This is a genomic window from Anabaena sp. FACHB-83 (assembly GCF_014697485.1).
Lineage (GTDB): Bacteria > Cyanobacteriota > Cyanobacteriia > Cyanobacteriales > Nostocaceae > Nostoc_B.
The window spans coordinates 112,688-126,828 of sequence record NZ_JACJRY010000017.1; the positions used below are offsets into that span (position 1 = coordinate 112,688).

The 14,141-nt window shown below is 39.9% G+C and carries 15 protein-coding genes and 2 other RNA genes; 5 read left to right on the plus strand and 12 right to left on the minus strand.

Annotated elements, in window-relative coordinates; translation table 11 throughout:
• Nucleotides 1-29 precede the first annotated feature (29 nt).
• The 4 genes from H6G79_RS36850 to H6G79_RS20340 all read right to left on the minus strand — a co-directional run bounded on the left by H6G79_RS36850 (nucleotide 30) and on the right by H6G79_RS20340 (nucleotide 2,413).
• The gene (locus H6G79_RS36850) at nucleotides 30-629 is read right to left on the minus strand and encodes a cobalamin biosynthesis protein (RefSeq protein ID WP_190591407.1); all 600 of its coding nucleotides are present in this window, start codon (nucleotides 627-629) and stop codon (nucleotides 30-32) included.
• A gap of 63 nt (nucleotides 630-692) precedes the next feature.
• Complete coding sequence (locus tag H6G79_RS20330) at nucleotides 693-869, minus strand: hypothetical protein (RefSeq protein ID WP_190591408.1); 177 nt, start codon at nucleotides 867-869, stop codon at nucleotides 693-695.
• A gap of 180 nt (nucleotides 870-1,049) precedes the next feature.
• Nucleotides 1,050-1,823: an Rpn family recombination-promoting nuclease/putative transposase gene (locus tag H6G79_RS20335; protein ID WP_190591409.1), complete on the minus strand. Its 774-nt coding sequence runs from the start codon at nucleotides 1,821-1,823 to the stop codon at nucleotides 1,050-1,052.
• A gap of 134 nt (nucleotides 1,824-1,957) precedes the next feature.
• Nucleotides 1,958-2,413 carry a DUF29 domain-containing protein gene (locus H6G79_RS20340; RefSeq protein ID WP_190591410.1) on the minus strand — a complete coding sequence of 152 codons (456 nt, stop codon included), beginning with the start codon at nucleotides 2,411-2,413 and terminating at the stop codon, nucleotides 1,958-1,960.
• 345 nt (nucleotides 2,414-2,758) lie between these two features.
• Here H6G79_RS20340 and H6G79_RS20345 point away from each other — a divergent pair, with 345 nt between their 5' ends.
• The 4 genes from H6G79_RS20345 (at nucleotide 2,759) to H6G79_RS20360 (ending at nucleotide 7,564) form a co-directional block, all read left to right on the plus strand.
• Nucleotides 2,759-3,037 carry a hypothetical protein gene (locus H6G79_RS20345; RefSeq protein ID WP_190591411.1) on the plus strand — a complete coding sequence of 93 codons (279 nt, stop codon included), beginning with the start codon at nucleotides 2,759-2,761 and terminating at the stop codon, nucleotides 3,035-3,037.
• A gap of 187 nt (nucleotides 3,038-3,224) precedes the next feature.
• Nucleotides 3,225-3,965: a cytochrome c biogenesis protein CcdA gene (locus H6G79_RS20350; RefSeq protein WP_190591412.1), complete on the plus strand. Its 741-nt coding sequence runs from the start codon at nucleotides 3,225-3,227 to the stop codon at nucleotides 3,963-3,965.
• Nucleotides 3,966-3,968: 3 nt separating this feature from the next.
• Complete coding sequence (locus H6G79_RS20355; RefSeq protein WP_190591413.1) at nucleotides 3,969-5,354, plus strand: cytochrome c biogenesis protein; 1,386 nt, start codon at nucleotides 3,969-3,971, stop codon at nucleotides 5,352-5,354.
• An 818-nt stretch (nucleotides 5,355-6,172) separates the two neighbouring features.
• Nucleotides 6,173-7,564 carry a DUF4114 domain-containing protein gene (locus H6G79_RS20360; RefSeq protein WP_242048473.1) on the plus strand — a complete coding sequence of 464 codons (1,392 nt, stop codon included), beginning with the start codon at nucleotides 6,173-6,175 and terminating at the stop codon, nucleotides 7,562-7,564.
• A gap of 213 nt (nucleotides 7,565-7,777) precedes the next feature.
• Here H6G79_RS20360 and queF read toward each other — a convergent pair whose 3' ends face one another.
• The 6 genes from queF to H6G79_RS20390 form a co-directional block, all read right to left on the minus strand.
• Nucleotides 7,778-8,176 (minus strand): preQ(1) synthase, encoded by a 399-nt coding sequence (queF, locus tag H6G79_RS20365; RefSeq protein WP_190591415.1) that lies wholly within the window; start codon nucleotides 8,174-8,176, stop codon nucleotides 7,778-7,780.
• Between the two features lie 102 nt (nucleotides 8,177-8,278).
• Nucleotides 8,279-8,674: a hypothetical protein gene (locus H6G79_RS20370; RefSeq protein WP_190591416.1), complete on the minus strand. Its 396-nt coding sequence runs from the start codon at nucleotides 8,672-8,674 to the stop codon at nucleotides 8,279-8,281.
• A 164-nt stretch (nucleotides 8,675-8,838) separates the two neighbouring features.
• Nucleotides 8,839-9,222: a phasin family protein gene (locus H6G79_RS20375; RefSeq protein WP_190591417.1), complete on the minus strand. Its 384-nt coding sequence runs from the start codon at nucleotides 9,220-9,222 to the stop codon at nucleotides 8,839-8,841.
• A 26-nt stretch (nucleotides 9,223-9,248) separates the two neighbouring features.
• Nucleotides 9,249-9,345, minus strand: an RNA gene (gene ffs, locus H6G79_RS20380) — signal recognition particle sRNA small type.
• Nucleotides 9,346-9,440: 95 nt separating this feature from the next.
• Nucleotides 9,441-9,537: signal recognition particle sRNA small type (gene ffs / locus H6G79_RS20385), an RNA gene on the minus strand.
• A gap of 164 nt (nucleotides 9,538-9,701) precedes the next feature.
• Nucleotides 9,702-9,968, minus strand: coding sequence for a YciI family protein (locus tag H6G79_RS20390; protein WP_190591418.1), 267 nt, complete (start codon nucleotides 9,966-9,968; stop codon nucleotides 9,702-9,704).
• Between the two features lie 192 nt (nucleotides 9,969-10,160).
• Here H6G79_RS20390 and H6G79_RS20395 point away from each other — a divergent pair, with 192 nt between their 5' ends.
• Nucleotides 10,161-11,285 (plus strand): RNA-guided endonuclease TnpB family protein, encoded by a 1,125-nt coding sequence (locus tag H6G79_RS20395; RefSeq protein WP_190591419.1) that lies wholly within the window; start codon nucleotides 10,161-10,163, stop codon nucleotides 11,283-11,285.
• Between the two features lie 36 nt (nucleotides 11,286-11,321).
• On the opposite strand, the gene H6G79_RS20400 is transcribed toward H6G79_RS20395, so the two are convergent.
• Entirely contained in the window at nucleotides 11,322-11,924 is a 603-nt protein-coding gene (locus tag H6G79_RS20400) for a PEP-CTERM sorting domain-containing protein (protein ID WP_190591420.1), read from the minus strand.
• Between the two features lie 231 nt (nucleotides 11,925-12,155).
• Entirely contained in the window at nucleotides 12,156-13,991 is a 1,836-nt protein-coding gene (gene sppA, locus H6G79_RS20405; RefSeq protein WP_190591421.1) for a signal peptide peptidase SppA, read from the minus strand.
• Nucleotides 13,992-14,141 lie beyond the last annotated feature (150 nt).

The following is a 14,141-nucleotide window of genomic DNA, read 5'->3' on the forward strand; positions in this document are numbered from 1 at the left end:
CCTTGTAATTACAACTCCCTGAATCACGCTTAAATTTCTTGCGCCACCGCTACAGTTACTACCCCAGGTAGTTCTGATAAGCGGAAAATATTTTTTGGAACCAATAATTTAGCACCAAGTTTGGCATTGTCAGCCGCCAAAATCGCCGCCGCTTCTGCAACACTGGGTGTTCCCGTGGCTGTGGTAATGATTGCAGATGGGTTGGGGACTATGACAGTAGATAACTTTGCTGCGGAAAATGTTTGCAAAAGCCAATGGCGTTGATGGCAAATTTCTATTAATGCTGTATCTGATGCTTTTGTATCAATGGTAGCAATTCCGGCGATCGCACTTTCATCGAGTAAATATTTTTGAAATACTTGTTCAATGGCTATCACCATCAACTGCGCCGAAGTCCCTTGTTTAAAACCAATTCCCACCCACAAATTTTGTCGGTAATCAGAATCTTTTGCCTGGGATTTTGTAGTGAAATTAATCAGCAATCTCCGATGATTTGAGTTGGGGAAATTGTCGTTGATTGCAATACCGGAAAATTGATCGATAGAATACTGTTCCCAAAAATTAAAAACTATATATTGAACTTGTCTAGCACAGTAGGAAGCACCAAGGGAGAGGATAGGCAAAAACATTAGGTTATTTCCTCATATTTTGCTTCATTTTTAGCATTGAAGCATTAACTTTTCGCCTGTGCTTTACCTTGGTGTTTCAATTTCTTTTTCTCTGTCGCAGTTGGCGAAAATAGCTGCGATGGAGTTTTGCTGTTTGGAAGTTAAGTAGAACGACGAGAAAAAACCAAAGTATGTAAAGATAAATAAATACGTAATATTTGCGATCGCAGTAGCTACAGCATTCAAGCTTACAGTTATCATAAATCCACTATCAATAAGCCAAATAGCGGCAAAATTTTATGTGTCTATTCTACTGGTAAAACTACTGATGCGCTAAACCTGGGGGCGATCGCTTTTCGCGGCTATTTAGTCAATTGCAACGAATCTTTGCTAATTCTAGGTAAGATGAAGTGCGATCGCCATAACTCATCACAGGTAATCTTACCTATATTTCTCCACAGATTCCACAGCAACATTAAATTGTTGAGCAATCTGTTCTACACTCATCCCACTTTTCAGTAACAGTGGGACAGCAACTTTCAAAATTTCTTCTCGACCTTCCGCTTTTGCTTCCTGATATACTCTTGTTTGTTCTAAAGTCAGTCCTAGCATAGCTTCTACTTCCTCTCGACTCAAAGATGAAAACTTGTAAACAGCAATTGTCGTAATAATTTCGATGATTTCGGTTTTTGGTAGTTTGCCTGTTTCTTCTAATTTTACCCGTTGAATTAGTTGCTTGGCTTGTTCTGCCATTGTTTCGGAGGATGCGGTTGTCAACTGTATTAAGTTGATGCCTATTGGCAGAGTATCAGAAGTACCTAACTCATCCAAATAAATGCACTGAACTTGGTCGCTGTTTAAAAATATGCGATGAGTTCTTTTATCGTTTGGTTCTAAAGAGCGTGATGGAAAGATTACCACACAGTACCAATCATCGTATTGATCTTGATTGCGGTTCAAATACATCATTGATTCCGTAAAAAACCGATGATAAAGACCTTCATCTTTCTGAAATTGCACTTCGGCAAAAAATATAACTCTAGATGTTGCGTCTTCTGGTGGTAAGAAAACACCATCAATCCGAAAGGCGGTTTCTTTCACCTCCACTGACTCAAATCGATAGTTTTGCGCCTGTGCAGGACGGTTATCAACGAGTTCAAATATTAACGCAGGAAACCGCTTGAAAATTTGGTAATAAATAGAGTCGCGTTTCACAGAAATATTTAAATATGGGAATTATTTCGAGATTAATTTTATCAGTCTATATCTAAATACTTAATAACAAGGCGATCGCTCGTTACGGAATCAAGGTATACCTTTAAGCTGGGCGTTTAGCGATCGCTCTAAAATTAAGGGATAAAATCTGCGTCCAGAATCTGAGTTACCGAAAAAGGCGATTCTTTGGGGAATAATTCTGAGTTAAGTTGATATTTTCTAATGGTATCGTTTCTGGCATTTGTATAGCAATCTAGAAATACATCCTCTAAAACAGATTTTAAACTGGGACTATCTTCTAGAAGATAAATTATTTGTCGTCTTTGCTCAACAACAGTATTACGCCACCCTCTAGAGTTGTCATCTTTTTCGGCTGTCCAAAATTGGAGCTTTAATAAATGTTCAATTAAAATTATTAGACGATTTTTTAGTTCTTTCTTTTCACTCCGCCCCATACTATCAATTTCTTCAATTAAATTCGTAATATCTAATTGTTCCAGTTTTCCTTCCTGCAAAAGTTTTACTGTATTTTGTGTCCACAAATAAAAATCTTGTTCATATAATGTTTTGTTATTCTTGTTTGTCAGCATAAAATTTTCTCCTGACTCGATAGAATATTGATTCTATTATACAGTAAATAAATGCTCACGATTCACGATCATTATATTAATAAATGCTGCTAATGTTAGCTTAATTCAACATTATTATTCTCTAGAAAAATTTTCCCAATTTTTCTAAAAATTTTTGCATTAGTGCTTGACAAGTATAAATTTATACTTTAATATAAAGGCATGATAAAGCAGATCGCCCAATTCCATCCAGAAACAAGCGATCGCCCTTATCTAAACCCAAAACTGAAATAAAAGCGATCGCGTAATTCCGGCAAGAAGGCGGCGATCGCTTTTATAAAAACCCAAACCTGGAGTTTCAACCCCATGATTGCATATTTACTACAATTTGCCCAATCCAAATTAGCGCAGTTCTTAGGCGCAAATGCCAATTCCCCCAGCCGCAAGCAATTCGCATCACAGCCATTTCCCCACAGAGAACCAATCAAACATTTGCTCATCGGTTCTCCCAAAGCTGTCACCAGTACCATTCACCACTTGCATCTGCTGGGCTACGCTAATGTTGCAGATTGGAGTCCACTGCTTCCAACCGACAATCCAGATGAGGTGATGAGTATTCTAACTCGGCAAATTTTGATGCAATGAGTAGTGCTGTACACTTCGACTTCGCTCAGTGTACAGCACTGATTAGGGTAAAGTGAAAAAGACGTTGCACTGCAACGTCTTTTTTAACATCTAACCTCAACTAAATGTACCTCTGCTTCTTTTTCCCTAAGCCTGTGAAGTAAGCTAGAATTCAAGCATATCAAGCATTTCCACATTAAAAATTTCTATGCTGGAGACTTTACAAACTCAAATTTATCAACTCGAACAATTTGCCAACAATGTAGTTGCTAACCAACTCACACACTTAAGTTTGTTGAGTGTGGGGATTATTTTTCTGGCTGGCTTACTCACCAGCTTAACTCCCTGTATGTTGTCGATGCTACCAATTACCATCGGCTATATCGGCGGCTATGAGGCGAAAAGTCGTCTACAAGCAGCAGCCCAGTCTACTTGGTTTGCATTAGGATTGGCAACTACCCTGGCTGGAATGGGGATCATAGCTGGTTTAGTCGGCAAAGTTTACGGACAAATTGGATCTGGTTTACCCATTATTGTCAGTATCATCGCCATTATTATGGGGCTGAACTTGCTCGAAGCATTGCCCTTACAATTTCCTTCTTTGGGCGAGACAAATTGGATTTCTCAAGATTTACCGCCGGGAGTGCGTTCTTATTCAATTGGCTTAACTTTTGGTTTAGTGGCTTCTCCTTGTAGTACCCCGGTTTTAGCAAGTTTACTGACTTGGGTTGCCAGCACAAAAGACTTAATTTTAGGCGCTGTTTTGTTACTGTCTTATACAGCAGGGTATGTAGCCCCTTTAATTTTGGCGGGTACTTTTACTGCTGCAATCAAAAAACTGCTGGAGTTGCGTCGTTGGTCTGGTTGGATTAACCCGGTTAGCGGGGCGCTATTGGTAGGATTTGGTGTTTTTTCTTTGATTTCTCGCATTCCCTTTGGCAGTTTGTAACCCATGACTTTAGATAATTCAGCGTCCACATCCACAACATCAAGTTGGTGGTCAGCACCTTGGCGATTTGTGCGTCAGGAGATTTTACCTGTACTGACAGACTTACGATTAGCGATCGCCTTATTATTAATCATTGCCTTATTCAGCGTTAGCGGCACGGTCATAGAACAAGACGAGTCAGCCAGCTTCTATCGCACTAACTACCCAGAACATCCAGCTTTGTTTGGTTTCCTAACCTGGAAGGTCATCTTAATAGTTGGTTTAAATCATGTTTATCATACTTGGTGGTTTAGTGCGTTACTCATCTTGTTTGGTAGCAGTTTAACTGCTTGTACTTTTACCAGACAGTTACCAGCCTTAAAAGCTGCCCAACGTTGGAAATATTACGAAGAACCCCGACAATTCCAAAAATTAGCTTTAAGTGCAGAATTAGATACTGCTTCTTTAGATTCCCTCGCTCCCTTATTGCAAAACCGTCGTTATAAAATTTTTCAAGACAAAGACAATATTCTCTACGCTCGTAAAGGCATAATTGGACGTATCGGCCCAATTATTGTACACATTGGGATTGTGATGATTCTGTTAGGCGGCATTTGGGGTTCCATGACTGGATTTACCGCCCAAGAAAAAATTCCTAGTGGCGATCGCTTTCAGGTAGAAAACATCATCAATGCTGGCCCTTGGGCAAATACCAAACACTTAAAAGATTGGTCTGTGCGGGTAAATCGGTTTTGGATTGAATACACACCCTCTGGCAGTATTGACCAATTTTATTCCGATATGTCTGTTTTAGACGATGACGGTAAAGAAGTTGACCGCAAGACAATTTTCGTTAACCAACCTCTGCGTTATCGTGGCGTAACCTTCTATCAAGCCGATTGGGGAATTTCTGGTGTCCGGTTCCAATTCAATAACAGTCCGGTGTTTCAATTACCAATGGCGGCGTTAAATACCAGTCCCCAACAAGGTAGGATGTGGGGAACTTGGATACCTACTAAACCCGATTTGAGTGAGGGTGTGTCGTTGATTGCCAAAGACTTGCAAGGCATGATGTTAATTTATGACAGCAAAGGTCAGTTAATTACAACAGTGCGGTCGGGGATGGCAGCCGATGTCAACGGTACGAAATTAAAAATCTTAGAAGTGATTGGTAGTACTGGCTTACAAATCAAATCTGACCCTGGTATTCCCATTGTTTATGGTGGTTTTGCCATTTTGATGACGGGTGTGGTAATGAGTTACTTCTCCCATTCACAAATTTGGGCATTACAAAAAGGCGATCGCTTGTATGTTGGTGGTAAAACTAATCGCGCTCAAGTTGCTTTTGAAAAAGAAGTGTTGGAGATTTTAAATGGACTAAATTCGCAATCAACAGCAGCAGTGGGGTAAATTTAACAGTTATCAGTTATCAGTTATCAGTCATCAGTCAAGAGTGATGTGTTTATCGTTGAGGGAAACACATCACCATACGCCTTTATAACTGTTAACTGTTAACTGTTCACTGATTTAACATCTCTCTACTAAAATCAACACGTAGATAAATTATGAAGGCTGAATAAATATAGTGATTTTCTCTGTATCTTCACTGTAATTATTCAGCTTTTATATTTTTTAGTGTGCAGAGAAATATTATTTACTACTGAGAATCACAGCTAATTCTATTTTTTGAGGCTTTCATATAGCCCAAATTTATTATTATTCAGATAATTATCAGAAATATTTTGTAATTTGGCTCTTATATCTTAGCAAAAATGATTGTTAGAGAACCTAATTTACGCCTAAATTTTAAGCCTACTTTATAAATCCAGTATTACAGTCATTGGGTTTATAGAGTTTTATTTATTATCATAGCGATGAATTTATATAGTAATTTCATCCCTACTGAGATGAATGTCGTATCCTCAAAACTATCTCCTCATATTATCTGTGTTTTTACCAGTTTTGGATAACTAAATTTTTTGCCAGATAACAATCAGCCCCAAATTCTCATATCTGTTCGCTTGATTGATATTTCGTTATAAAGACTTAGCAAAAACAACTCTTAACTATCGACGTTAAAAATCTTAATAGGATACAAAGTAGTTACCCGAAAAAAAGTAGCTCCCATACAACCAGTTTTTTCCAACGGTGAGCAAGTGAATGATTGAAATTTCATTACTTGATTAAAAGAAATCAAAACTAGGTGCATATCAATATCTATGAAAAACATGAACAGAATCCGCTTTGGACTGATTGCTGCTGCTACTTTAACCTACTCACTTTCTGGTATAGCTTCAGCGAGTGCGACAACTACCATTCAAGAAGCCATCAAGGAAGCTCCCATAGCTGCTCAAAAGGCGAAAGACAGTGCAGATACTCTCAAAAAAGTTGAAGCTGCATTAACAAAAACCACACAAGTTGCAACAAAAGCTAAACAAGATGCTGCTAAGGTTTTAACTTCTGCTGAACAGACATTTCAAAAAGCAGATGCAGATTTTATTACAGCCAAAGCAGCGTATGATGCAGCCAATAAGACTTTAACTGATACCAAAACAGTCTATGATGCCGCTACTAAGGCTTTAGCAGATGCGAACACCATCCTCTCATCTGCAACTCCAGCGCAAAAAAGTGCAGCACAAAAAGCTGTTACTGACGCGACTAAAGCCTTTAATTCTGCAAATACCAAGCTGAATGATGCGACTAAAACTTTTAATTCTGCAAATACCAAGCTGAATGATGCTACAAGTAAGCGCGGTACAGCAGAACAAGCTAGAAATCAAGCTAGTCAACAACTGCAAACTGTCACTGCAAGTGCTGATAAACAAGTTAAAGATGCTGAAGATGCAAGAAATCAAGCTAAATTAGATGCTGATAATGCAGCTAAGTATTCCGTAGAGGCACAAGAAGCCGCCAAAAAGGCTAGTGACTGGAGTACAATGAAGCGTCTCTCTGTCACAGATAAAGCAGAAGACAAAAATTTCTTATCTATACTTCCCCAGTTTCAAGCTTTAGTACAAAAAGAAGGTGTGGCGATCGCCGCAGATAAAGTCCAAGCACAGCAAGTGGACTTTTCTCAACTATTTTTGAAACAAAAGCACAATGTACGTGTTTGGTTCCTGAATGAAGGCGCTACTTATAAAAACCAGTTAGCCTATGAATCAGTTAGGGGTGAACAATACAATAACGGTATGATTTTTGAAAATGTCTCTTGCGACAGCACCAAGAATAAGTGTGAAAGAGGCGATAAAGATGGTGTTTTAGATATCGGTGATTTTGTAGATTTGGGTAATTTTAAAGCTGGTACACAGCTGAATTTCTTACTCAAATCTGATGGATACAGCGCCACACCAAAAAATGGTGATATTTATGGTGCAGATGCCAGCCTTAACCCTGATGGCTTACAACACGTAATGGCTTGGAAGATTGGCAATTATCTGATGATGGGTTTTGAAGATTTACGCAATGGTGGCGATAAAGATTACAACGACACAATTTTTGTTGTTGACTTTGGTAAAGATAATCTCAAAGCCTCTGCTGTACCAGAACCTTCCGCCACACTCCCAATTTTGGGCTTAGGCGCATTGGGAATGCTGAAGTTGCGTCGCCGCCGTCGTTCATAGTTCAAGACTTAAGGATAAAGGTTGTCTGTAGAGAATGGGTTTAAAGGGGTAGGCATTTTAAACACTGATACCTCTTTACCCTAACCCACACCCTTGATTTTCCGTGTTATTAAATACTAAGTTGCTTTCAGGAATAGTATTCCTACTCCCCACTCCCTACTCCCTACTCCTACTTACTATCTTTAACTGCAACTGAGTATAAGCATTAGCGATTTAATGCGCTGATGCTTTTTGATGTCTGACTTCAATAACTGTATGGACGTTACCTCTAGGAGCAAAATCGGCTTTAACAGTAATTTCTAGCGGATCACAAGCTGCAACCATGTCATCTAAAATTTGATTGGCAGATTCTTCATGGGAGATATAGCGATCGCGATAACTGTTAATGTAAAGCTTCAGGGCTTTTAATTCTACTACCCGTTCATCTGGTATGTATGTAATATAAATTGTGGCAAAGTCTGGATAGCCAGAAAACGGACATTTACAGGTAAATTCCGGCAAGGTAATGTTGATATCATATCGCCTACCTAATCGCGGATTGGGAAAGGTAATTAAATTACCTTCCGCAATGTTGCGTTCACCATACTTTACTTCTGATGCTTCCTGGGTCATGGGTCAATTATCCTTGGTCATCTATCGCCTCAACAATAATAGGCGAAAAGCTGATTAAGATAAAAATTCTTTGATTTTTGACTTTTACCTTTTGCCTTATTTTTACTCTTGTTCCCAGTCAGGACAGTTTTGATCATCCCAACCGTGGGGGTGCATAGCGCAGACTAGCAAGTTGCCACCATAAACTTGACCATGATAGTTAGTACAACCCACACAAGCAGGATTTTGTTCTGGTGTGGGTTCCACTGAGTAAGGAAACCCCGGATCTGCATCTGCAACTACATCTTCTAGTTCCCAATAAATTTCTAGGAAGGGTGCAGATATTTCTTGTAAGTATTGTTCTACGTCGGCGGCAATGTTACTTTGTACTTGCTCAGTCAATTCTTCTGTGAGGTCAAAAAAGCTATCAACCATATCATTCATTCCTTGAAAGAAGCGTTCTACTTCCTCTGCCACTGTTTCTACGATTCCCATTAAATCTTTTTGCCACTCTTCCATAAAATTGACGCTCTTACTGGCTATAAAATTAGGATGCTAACAACCACCCCAATTGAAGTACATAAATACATTCTAGGCAATGTATGTTATCAACTTCCTGGGTGATATCTGAGTTATAGTACTATTTGCTGCTGATGCTGAAGGTAAAAACAAACTGCCGTTTATTAATCGCGTTGCAGTCTTTTTAATTCTTCTTGCAGTTTTAGCACTTGGCTACGCAAGTCATCCACATTTTCCGTTGAGGTCTCTTTTACAGTTGGCTCTTCATCTTCCTCTAGGATTTCGATGCGACGAGGTTCAGAAGGAGTTGTTTTTTCAGTAGTATCAGCAGTGGGTGTTTGTGGCTGTTGCGCTTGCTTCATCATATCCTCAACGAAGCGGCGGGCTTCTTCTGTGTTCATTTCGCCCCGCGCTACCATTTCATCTGCCAGTTTTTGGACTTGCGATCGCAATTCTGCTACTTTTCCTCCAGCTTTCTCACCTGCGTAAGAAGCCAACCCAACACCGAGGTAAAAAGCTTTTTGTACAATATCTCCAAAACCGGGCATTGCTGCTGATCGCTCCTAAAAAATAGGGCGACCCGGAGACTACGCCTACTACAAGCATCCCGTATTGCTGCTACCTTCCGGTTCTGACAAGGTTTAGGCGTTGCAGTCGCATAGATCCAGGTCTAATGAAATAATAACACTAAAAGTTCGTAAGTGTGTCCTACTCAACCACATTTTTTTCTTCGTCAAGCTGGTAGTTAACACAGACCCAAAAACAGGTCAGCCCGGAGACTACGCCTACTACAAGCATCCTTGATTGCTGCTACTTTCACGTTCTGACAAGGTTTAGGTGTTTTAGTCGCATAGATCCGAGCCTCAAGAAAATAATAACACTAGGACTTACGCATAAAAACGAAAAATTAAGGATTTTGGTGAGGGTATAGGGGTGTATGTATCTCAAACCCTTACACCCTTACACCCCATCTTCATAGACAATATTGGTGCGTAAGTCCTGAACACTAAAAGTTCGTCGGTGTTTCTTACTCAACCACAATTTTCCACTCGTAAAGCTGATAGTCAACACAACCGTTTTTAACCAAGGGGTCTAGGGCAATAATAGCTTGAGCCTCATCCAGAGAAGCAGCTTCAAACAGCAACATCCCGCCTCCCATTTTTGCCCAATAGCCTGTTTTAGCTTGATGTCCTTTGGCAATTAAATCCTGTACGAATGCTTTGTGGGCAGGTATATATTGGTCAAAAATGGTTTTATCGACTTTTCCTGACTCTATTTTGACAAACCAGGGCATTTTGCTATGAACCTCATCGGAGCAAGAACTAGCTTCCATCACCATAAAGCTTTTGAGAGACGTAGCATAGCTACGTCTCTATTTCGATATTACCAAAAACATGGGTTGAAAGCCTCGCCCTTGAAGGGCGACTTTGCTTAATTTTAAGAAGAATTTGAGTTTTTAGCTTTAGATTTTTGGTAAAAAATTAATATGAAAACACTGAAGTTTAAGCTATATCAACACAAAAGAAATAGACACCTCAAACGCATGATAAATGCTGCCGGGGTAATCTATAATCATTGTATTGCCCTACACAAACGCTACTACAGAATGTGGGGCAAGCATTTGAGTTGTGCAAAACTCCAGTCTCATATTGCTAAATTAAGAAAGCGTAACCCATTCTGGCAAACAGTAGGCTCTCAAGCAGTACAAGATATTTGTCAACGCATTGAGAAAGCCTATCAATTGTTTTTTAAACATAATAAAAAAGGAGTTAGAACACCGGGATTTAAGAAAGTTAAAAAATACAAATCATTCACCCTTAAACAAGCTGGCTATAAGTTTTTAAATGGCAATAGAGTAAAAATAGGTCAGCGAGTATATCAATTTTGGAAGTCTAGAGAGATTGAGGGAACAGTCAAAACCCTAACCATTAAACGCACACCGTTGGGTGAGTTGTTTATGGTTGTGGTGGTTGATAATTGTGTTGAGTCAGAAACCAAGTCCACGACTGGTAGAATAGCGGGGTTTGATTTTGGACTCAAGATATTTCTCACTTGCTCGGACGGTACTAAAATTGAGTCACCCCAATTTTTTAAGCAATCCCTAAACGCTATTAAAAATGCTAGTAGACAGCATTCCAAAAAGTTAAAAGGCTCATCTAACAGAGAACGAGCTAGAAAAAATTTAGTACGCAAGCATGAAGATATTTCTCATCGTCGGCGTGATTGGTTTTGGAAGTTGGCACATGAACTAACTGATAAGTTTGATGTGCTATGTTTTGAAACCTTAAACCTCAAAGGAATGCAGCGTCTGTGGGGAAGGAAAATCTCAGATTTGGCGTTGGGAGAGTTTCTACAAATACTAGAATGGGTTGCCAAAAAGAAGAAAAAGAGGGTTGTTTTCATCGACCAATGGTATCCCAGCACTAAGACTTGTTCTTGCTGCGGCCATGTTTTAGAAAGTCTTGATTTGTCTACTAGAGAGTGGCGCTGTCCGTCCTGTCAGTCATTAAACGGCAGGGATGAAAACGCATCTCAGGTAATTTGTGCAGTCGGGGCATCGACTGTTGGGTTAGGTGATGTCAGTCGGGTTATGCCTGCTATCGCTGTTTGAGCCTAGAATCCCCACTCTTCAAGGGTGGGGAGTATGTCAAGAAGCTTTTGCATGTTTCTGTTTAGTCAATTGTAGCGATTGCTGGCGTTTAGATGCTGATACTAGGCCAAGAGTGCCAACAGCAAGTAAGCTCAAAATTGACGTATATTCAGGAATAGAGATAATTCTGGCTGAAAAAACAACGGCTGATTCACTATCTTCTGTCCCCAAAGACCCCAACACAAACGGCGGTGCTGAAAAAACCTCTAAATAACCCGGTATGGGCAGAAAACTAGCAAAAAACGGACTAGCATAGTTTCCTGATGATGTGGAATAACCAAAACCGTCACCTGTTAACTGCTGACTATTCAAACTAATTAAATTGTCCACGTTAAAAGGTTCGTTGCCAGGTATAGGAGTCCCCGCAGGTTGCAAACCAGTAATTGTTTCATTATTACGGGTGCCACTGATTTCCAAAATCTCGTAAAAACCGAAATTGTCAGGAGTGTCATTAGTAATGAATTTACCGCGTGCTGTTATACCAGAACCAAAATAACTCCATTCCCAATTTAAAGTGGCAGCAGAGACAGCTTGCATGGTACCGAAAACCAATCCCGAAACAGTCAAGGCTGTAGTAGATAGTAAAGCGAGATTTTTCATAGAGGATAGTTGGGGGTAGATGCGTAACTGTAAAGCTGCGCTGCGAAAGGATGAGTCATACCCAGGCAAATGCTGAGACTTTCTGTATAGCTTCCCTGGGAATAAGGTAGATATTTCACCCGAAAGGCTTGTGGCTAGACATCAAAAACTTTGTCAGTCCATTGACATTGGAAACTTCAACCAATGGCAGTTTAACATCAAAGATACTTGGTTTATCCGTATAGCAATTACTTACTCGATTTTTAAATTAAACGGCAAACGAGCATAAACCCCATTAGGATCATTCATGCTTTGAAATATCTCTAATTCTTGTTGCAGTTTTTGGAATTCTGCGGTGAGAGGGTTGCTGGCTTTGATTTGTTGTTGTCCCTGGATTTTTAAAGCTGTGCTGGCTTCTTCCACAGCTTTACCAAATAAAATTTCGTTGAGGCTATTTTCTTTGGGATATTCTTTTAACTGCCAATTGTTGCCTAAATTGGCTTTTTCGGCTGCGTATTTCACCGCCGCATTCAGTCCACCAATTTCATCTACCAAACCAATTTGTTTTGCAGCTACACCAGACCAAATTCTACCTTGAGCAATTTCGGCGACTTTTTGTTCTGGTAATTTGCGCCCTTTGGCAACTTTATCGAGGAATATGCTGTAAATTCGGTTGACGCTACGCTGATAAAGTGCTATCTCCTGGGGTGATTTGGGACGAGCCACAGTTTGAGCATCGGCGTAGCGGGCTGTTTTGACTACATCCCAAGTGATACCATTATCATTTGCTAGTTTTTGCCCGTTGAATAGGATACCAAATACACCGATGGAGCCAGTGATTGTATTTGGTTCGGCAAAAATTCGGCTAGAGTCACTTGCAATCCAATAACCACCAGAAGCGGCGACATCACCCATAGATACTACTACAGGTTTAACTTCATGGGTTAAGCGGATTTCTCGTTGCATGATTTCGGCGGCTGTGGCGCTACCACCAGGACTATTAATTCTTAAAACAACGGCTTTGATATTTTTATCTTGGCGGATTTTGTTGAAGATTTTAGCAAAGCGATCGCCACCTACTTGTTCATTATCACCGCTACCATCAACAATTTCGCCTTCGGCATAGACTACAGCAATTTGGTTTTTTGATGCTTGTTCGGCTTTGAGAGATTTATTAATAACTTGGGAGTATTCTAGAATGTCAACTTGGCGGAAATTTTTCTCATTTTGATCGCTATCGGTGAGTTTTTTCAAGTCTGCAACTACTTGATCATGGTATGCAACTTGATCAACTAAACCATTGGTTTTCGCTGCGGGTGCTTCGACTATGGCTTGATTATCGGCGATCGCTTGCAATTTTTGTGGGTTAATTTTGCGGCTTGTTCCTACTGTAGTTCGCCACTCGCTCCACACGTCATCCAGTAGTTTCTGGGTTTGTTCGCGGTTTTCTGGACTGAGTTTGTTTAAAATGAACGGTTCAACAGCGCCTTTAAATTTGCCAACTCGCACAACCTGTACACCAATACCAAACTTTTGCAATGCACCGCTTAAGAACATTGGTTGGCTACCCAAACCATTGATTTCTATTGCACCCAAGGGATTGAGAACTACGGTATCAGCCACAGAACTGAGATAATATTCTTTTTTACCCCAATCTTGACCATAAGCAACTACTTTTTTCCCGGCGGCGCGAAATTCTTCTAAAGCTTTGCGAATTTCTTTCAGGGAAGCAAAGCCTAAATTTCCCCCGGAACTATTACTACCATCTATATATATACCAACAATTTTTGGATCTTGTTTGGCTTGGTTAATTGCATCTAGAACTTTGCGGAGTGTGATTCTGTCTTCTGGAGTCCCGGATAATGTTCTTTGTAATTCTTCACCCGCAGTTGGTTCTCGATCGGTAATATTCAAAGATAAGTCAAACACTAACACAGACTTGTTTTTGACTACTGGACTCACCTCTTGAGTAGCTGCGATCGCAAATAGGAGTAAAAATAGTCCTGTAGTCCCAATCCCAAAGAAAATAAATAACCCTAGTAAGCTACCAATCACACTGGCAGCAGTTTGTTTAACAAAATTAGTCATTAGTCTATCAATTTTAGATTTTAGATTGTCTCTCCAGAAAACTCTGGAGACTTTTAGCGTTCAGGAATTATTGGACTGATGGTGAGTGATTGACTACAACAGCTAAACTCTTTTTGGAATTGGGCTGCGTATTAAATCCTACCTCTGACG

What these genes read in the sequence shown, in the direction of transcription:
- H6G79_RS36850 (WP_190591407.1), bottom strand. Translation starts at nt 629, where the DNA reads ATGTTTTTGCCTATCCTCTCCCTTGGTGCTTCCTACTGTGCTAGACAA.
- sppA (WP_190591421.1), bottom strand. Translation starts at nt 13,991, where the DNA reads ATGACTAATTTTGTTAAACAAACTGCTGCCAGTGTGATTGGTAGCTTA.
- H6G79_RS20355 (WP_190591413.1), top strand. Translation starts at nt 3,969, where the DNA reads ATGACTTTAGATAATTCAGCGTCCACATCCACAACATCAAGTTGGTGG.
- H6G79_RS20375 (WP_190591417.1), bottom strand. Translation starts at nt 9,222, where the DNA reads ATGCCCGGTTTTGGAGATATTGTACAAAAAGCTTTTTACCTCGGTGTT.
- H6G79_RS20360 (WP_242048473.1), top strand. Translation starts at nt 6,173, where the DNA reads ATGAACAGAATCCGCTTTGGACTGATTGCTGCTGCTACTTTAACCTAC.
- H6G79_RS20395 (WP_190591419.1), top strand. Translation starts at nt 10,161, where the DNA reads ATGAAAACACTGAAGTTTAAGCTATATCAACACAAAAGAAATAGACAC.
- queF (WP_190591415.1), bottom strand. Translation starts at nt 8,176, where the DNA reads ATGACCCAGGAAGCATCAGAAGTAAAGTATGGTGAACGCAACATTGCG.
- H6G79_RS20330 (WP_190591408.1), bottom strand. Translation starts at nt 869, where the DNA reads ATGATAACTGTAAGCTTGAATGCTGTAGCTACTGCGATCGCAAATATT.
- H6G79_RS20340 (WP_190591410.1), bottom strand. Translation starts at nt 2,413, where the DNA reads ATGCTGACAAACAAGAATAACAAAACATTATATGAACAAGATTTTTAT.
- H6G79_RS20370 (WP_190591416.1), bottom strand. Translation starts at nt 8,674, where the DNA reads ATGGAAGAGTGGCAAAAAGATTTAATGGGAATCGTAGAAACAGTGGCA.
- H6G79_RS20345 (WP_190591411.1), top strand. Translation starts at nt 2,759, where the DNA reads ATGATTGCATATTTACTACAATTTGCCCAATCCAAATTAGCGCAGTTC.
- H6G79_RS20390 (WP_190591418.1), bottom strand. Translation starts at nt 9,968, where the DNA reads ATGCCCTGGTTTGTCAAAATAGAGTCAGGAAAAGTCGATAAAACCATT.
- H6G79_RS20350 (WP_190591412.1), top strand. Translation starts at nt 3,225, where the DNA reads ATGCTGGAGACTTTACAAACTCAAATTTATCAACTCGAACAATTTGCC.
- H6G79_RS20400 (WP_190591420.1), bottom strand. Translation starts at nt 11,924, where the DNA reads ATGAAAAATCTCGCTTTACTATCTACTACAGCCTTGACTGTTTCGGGA.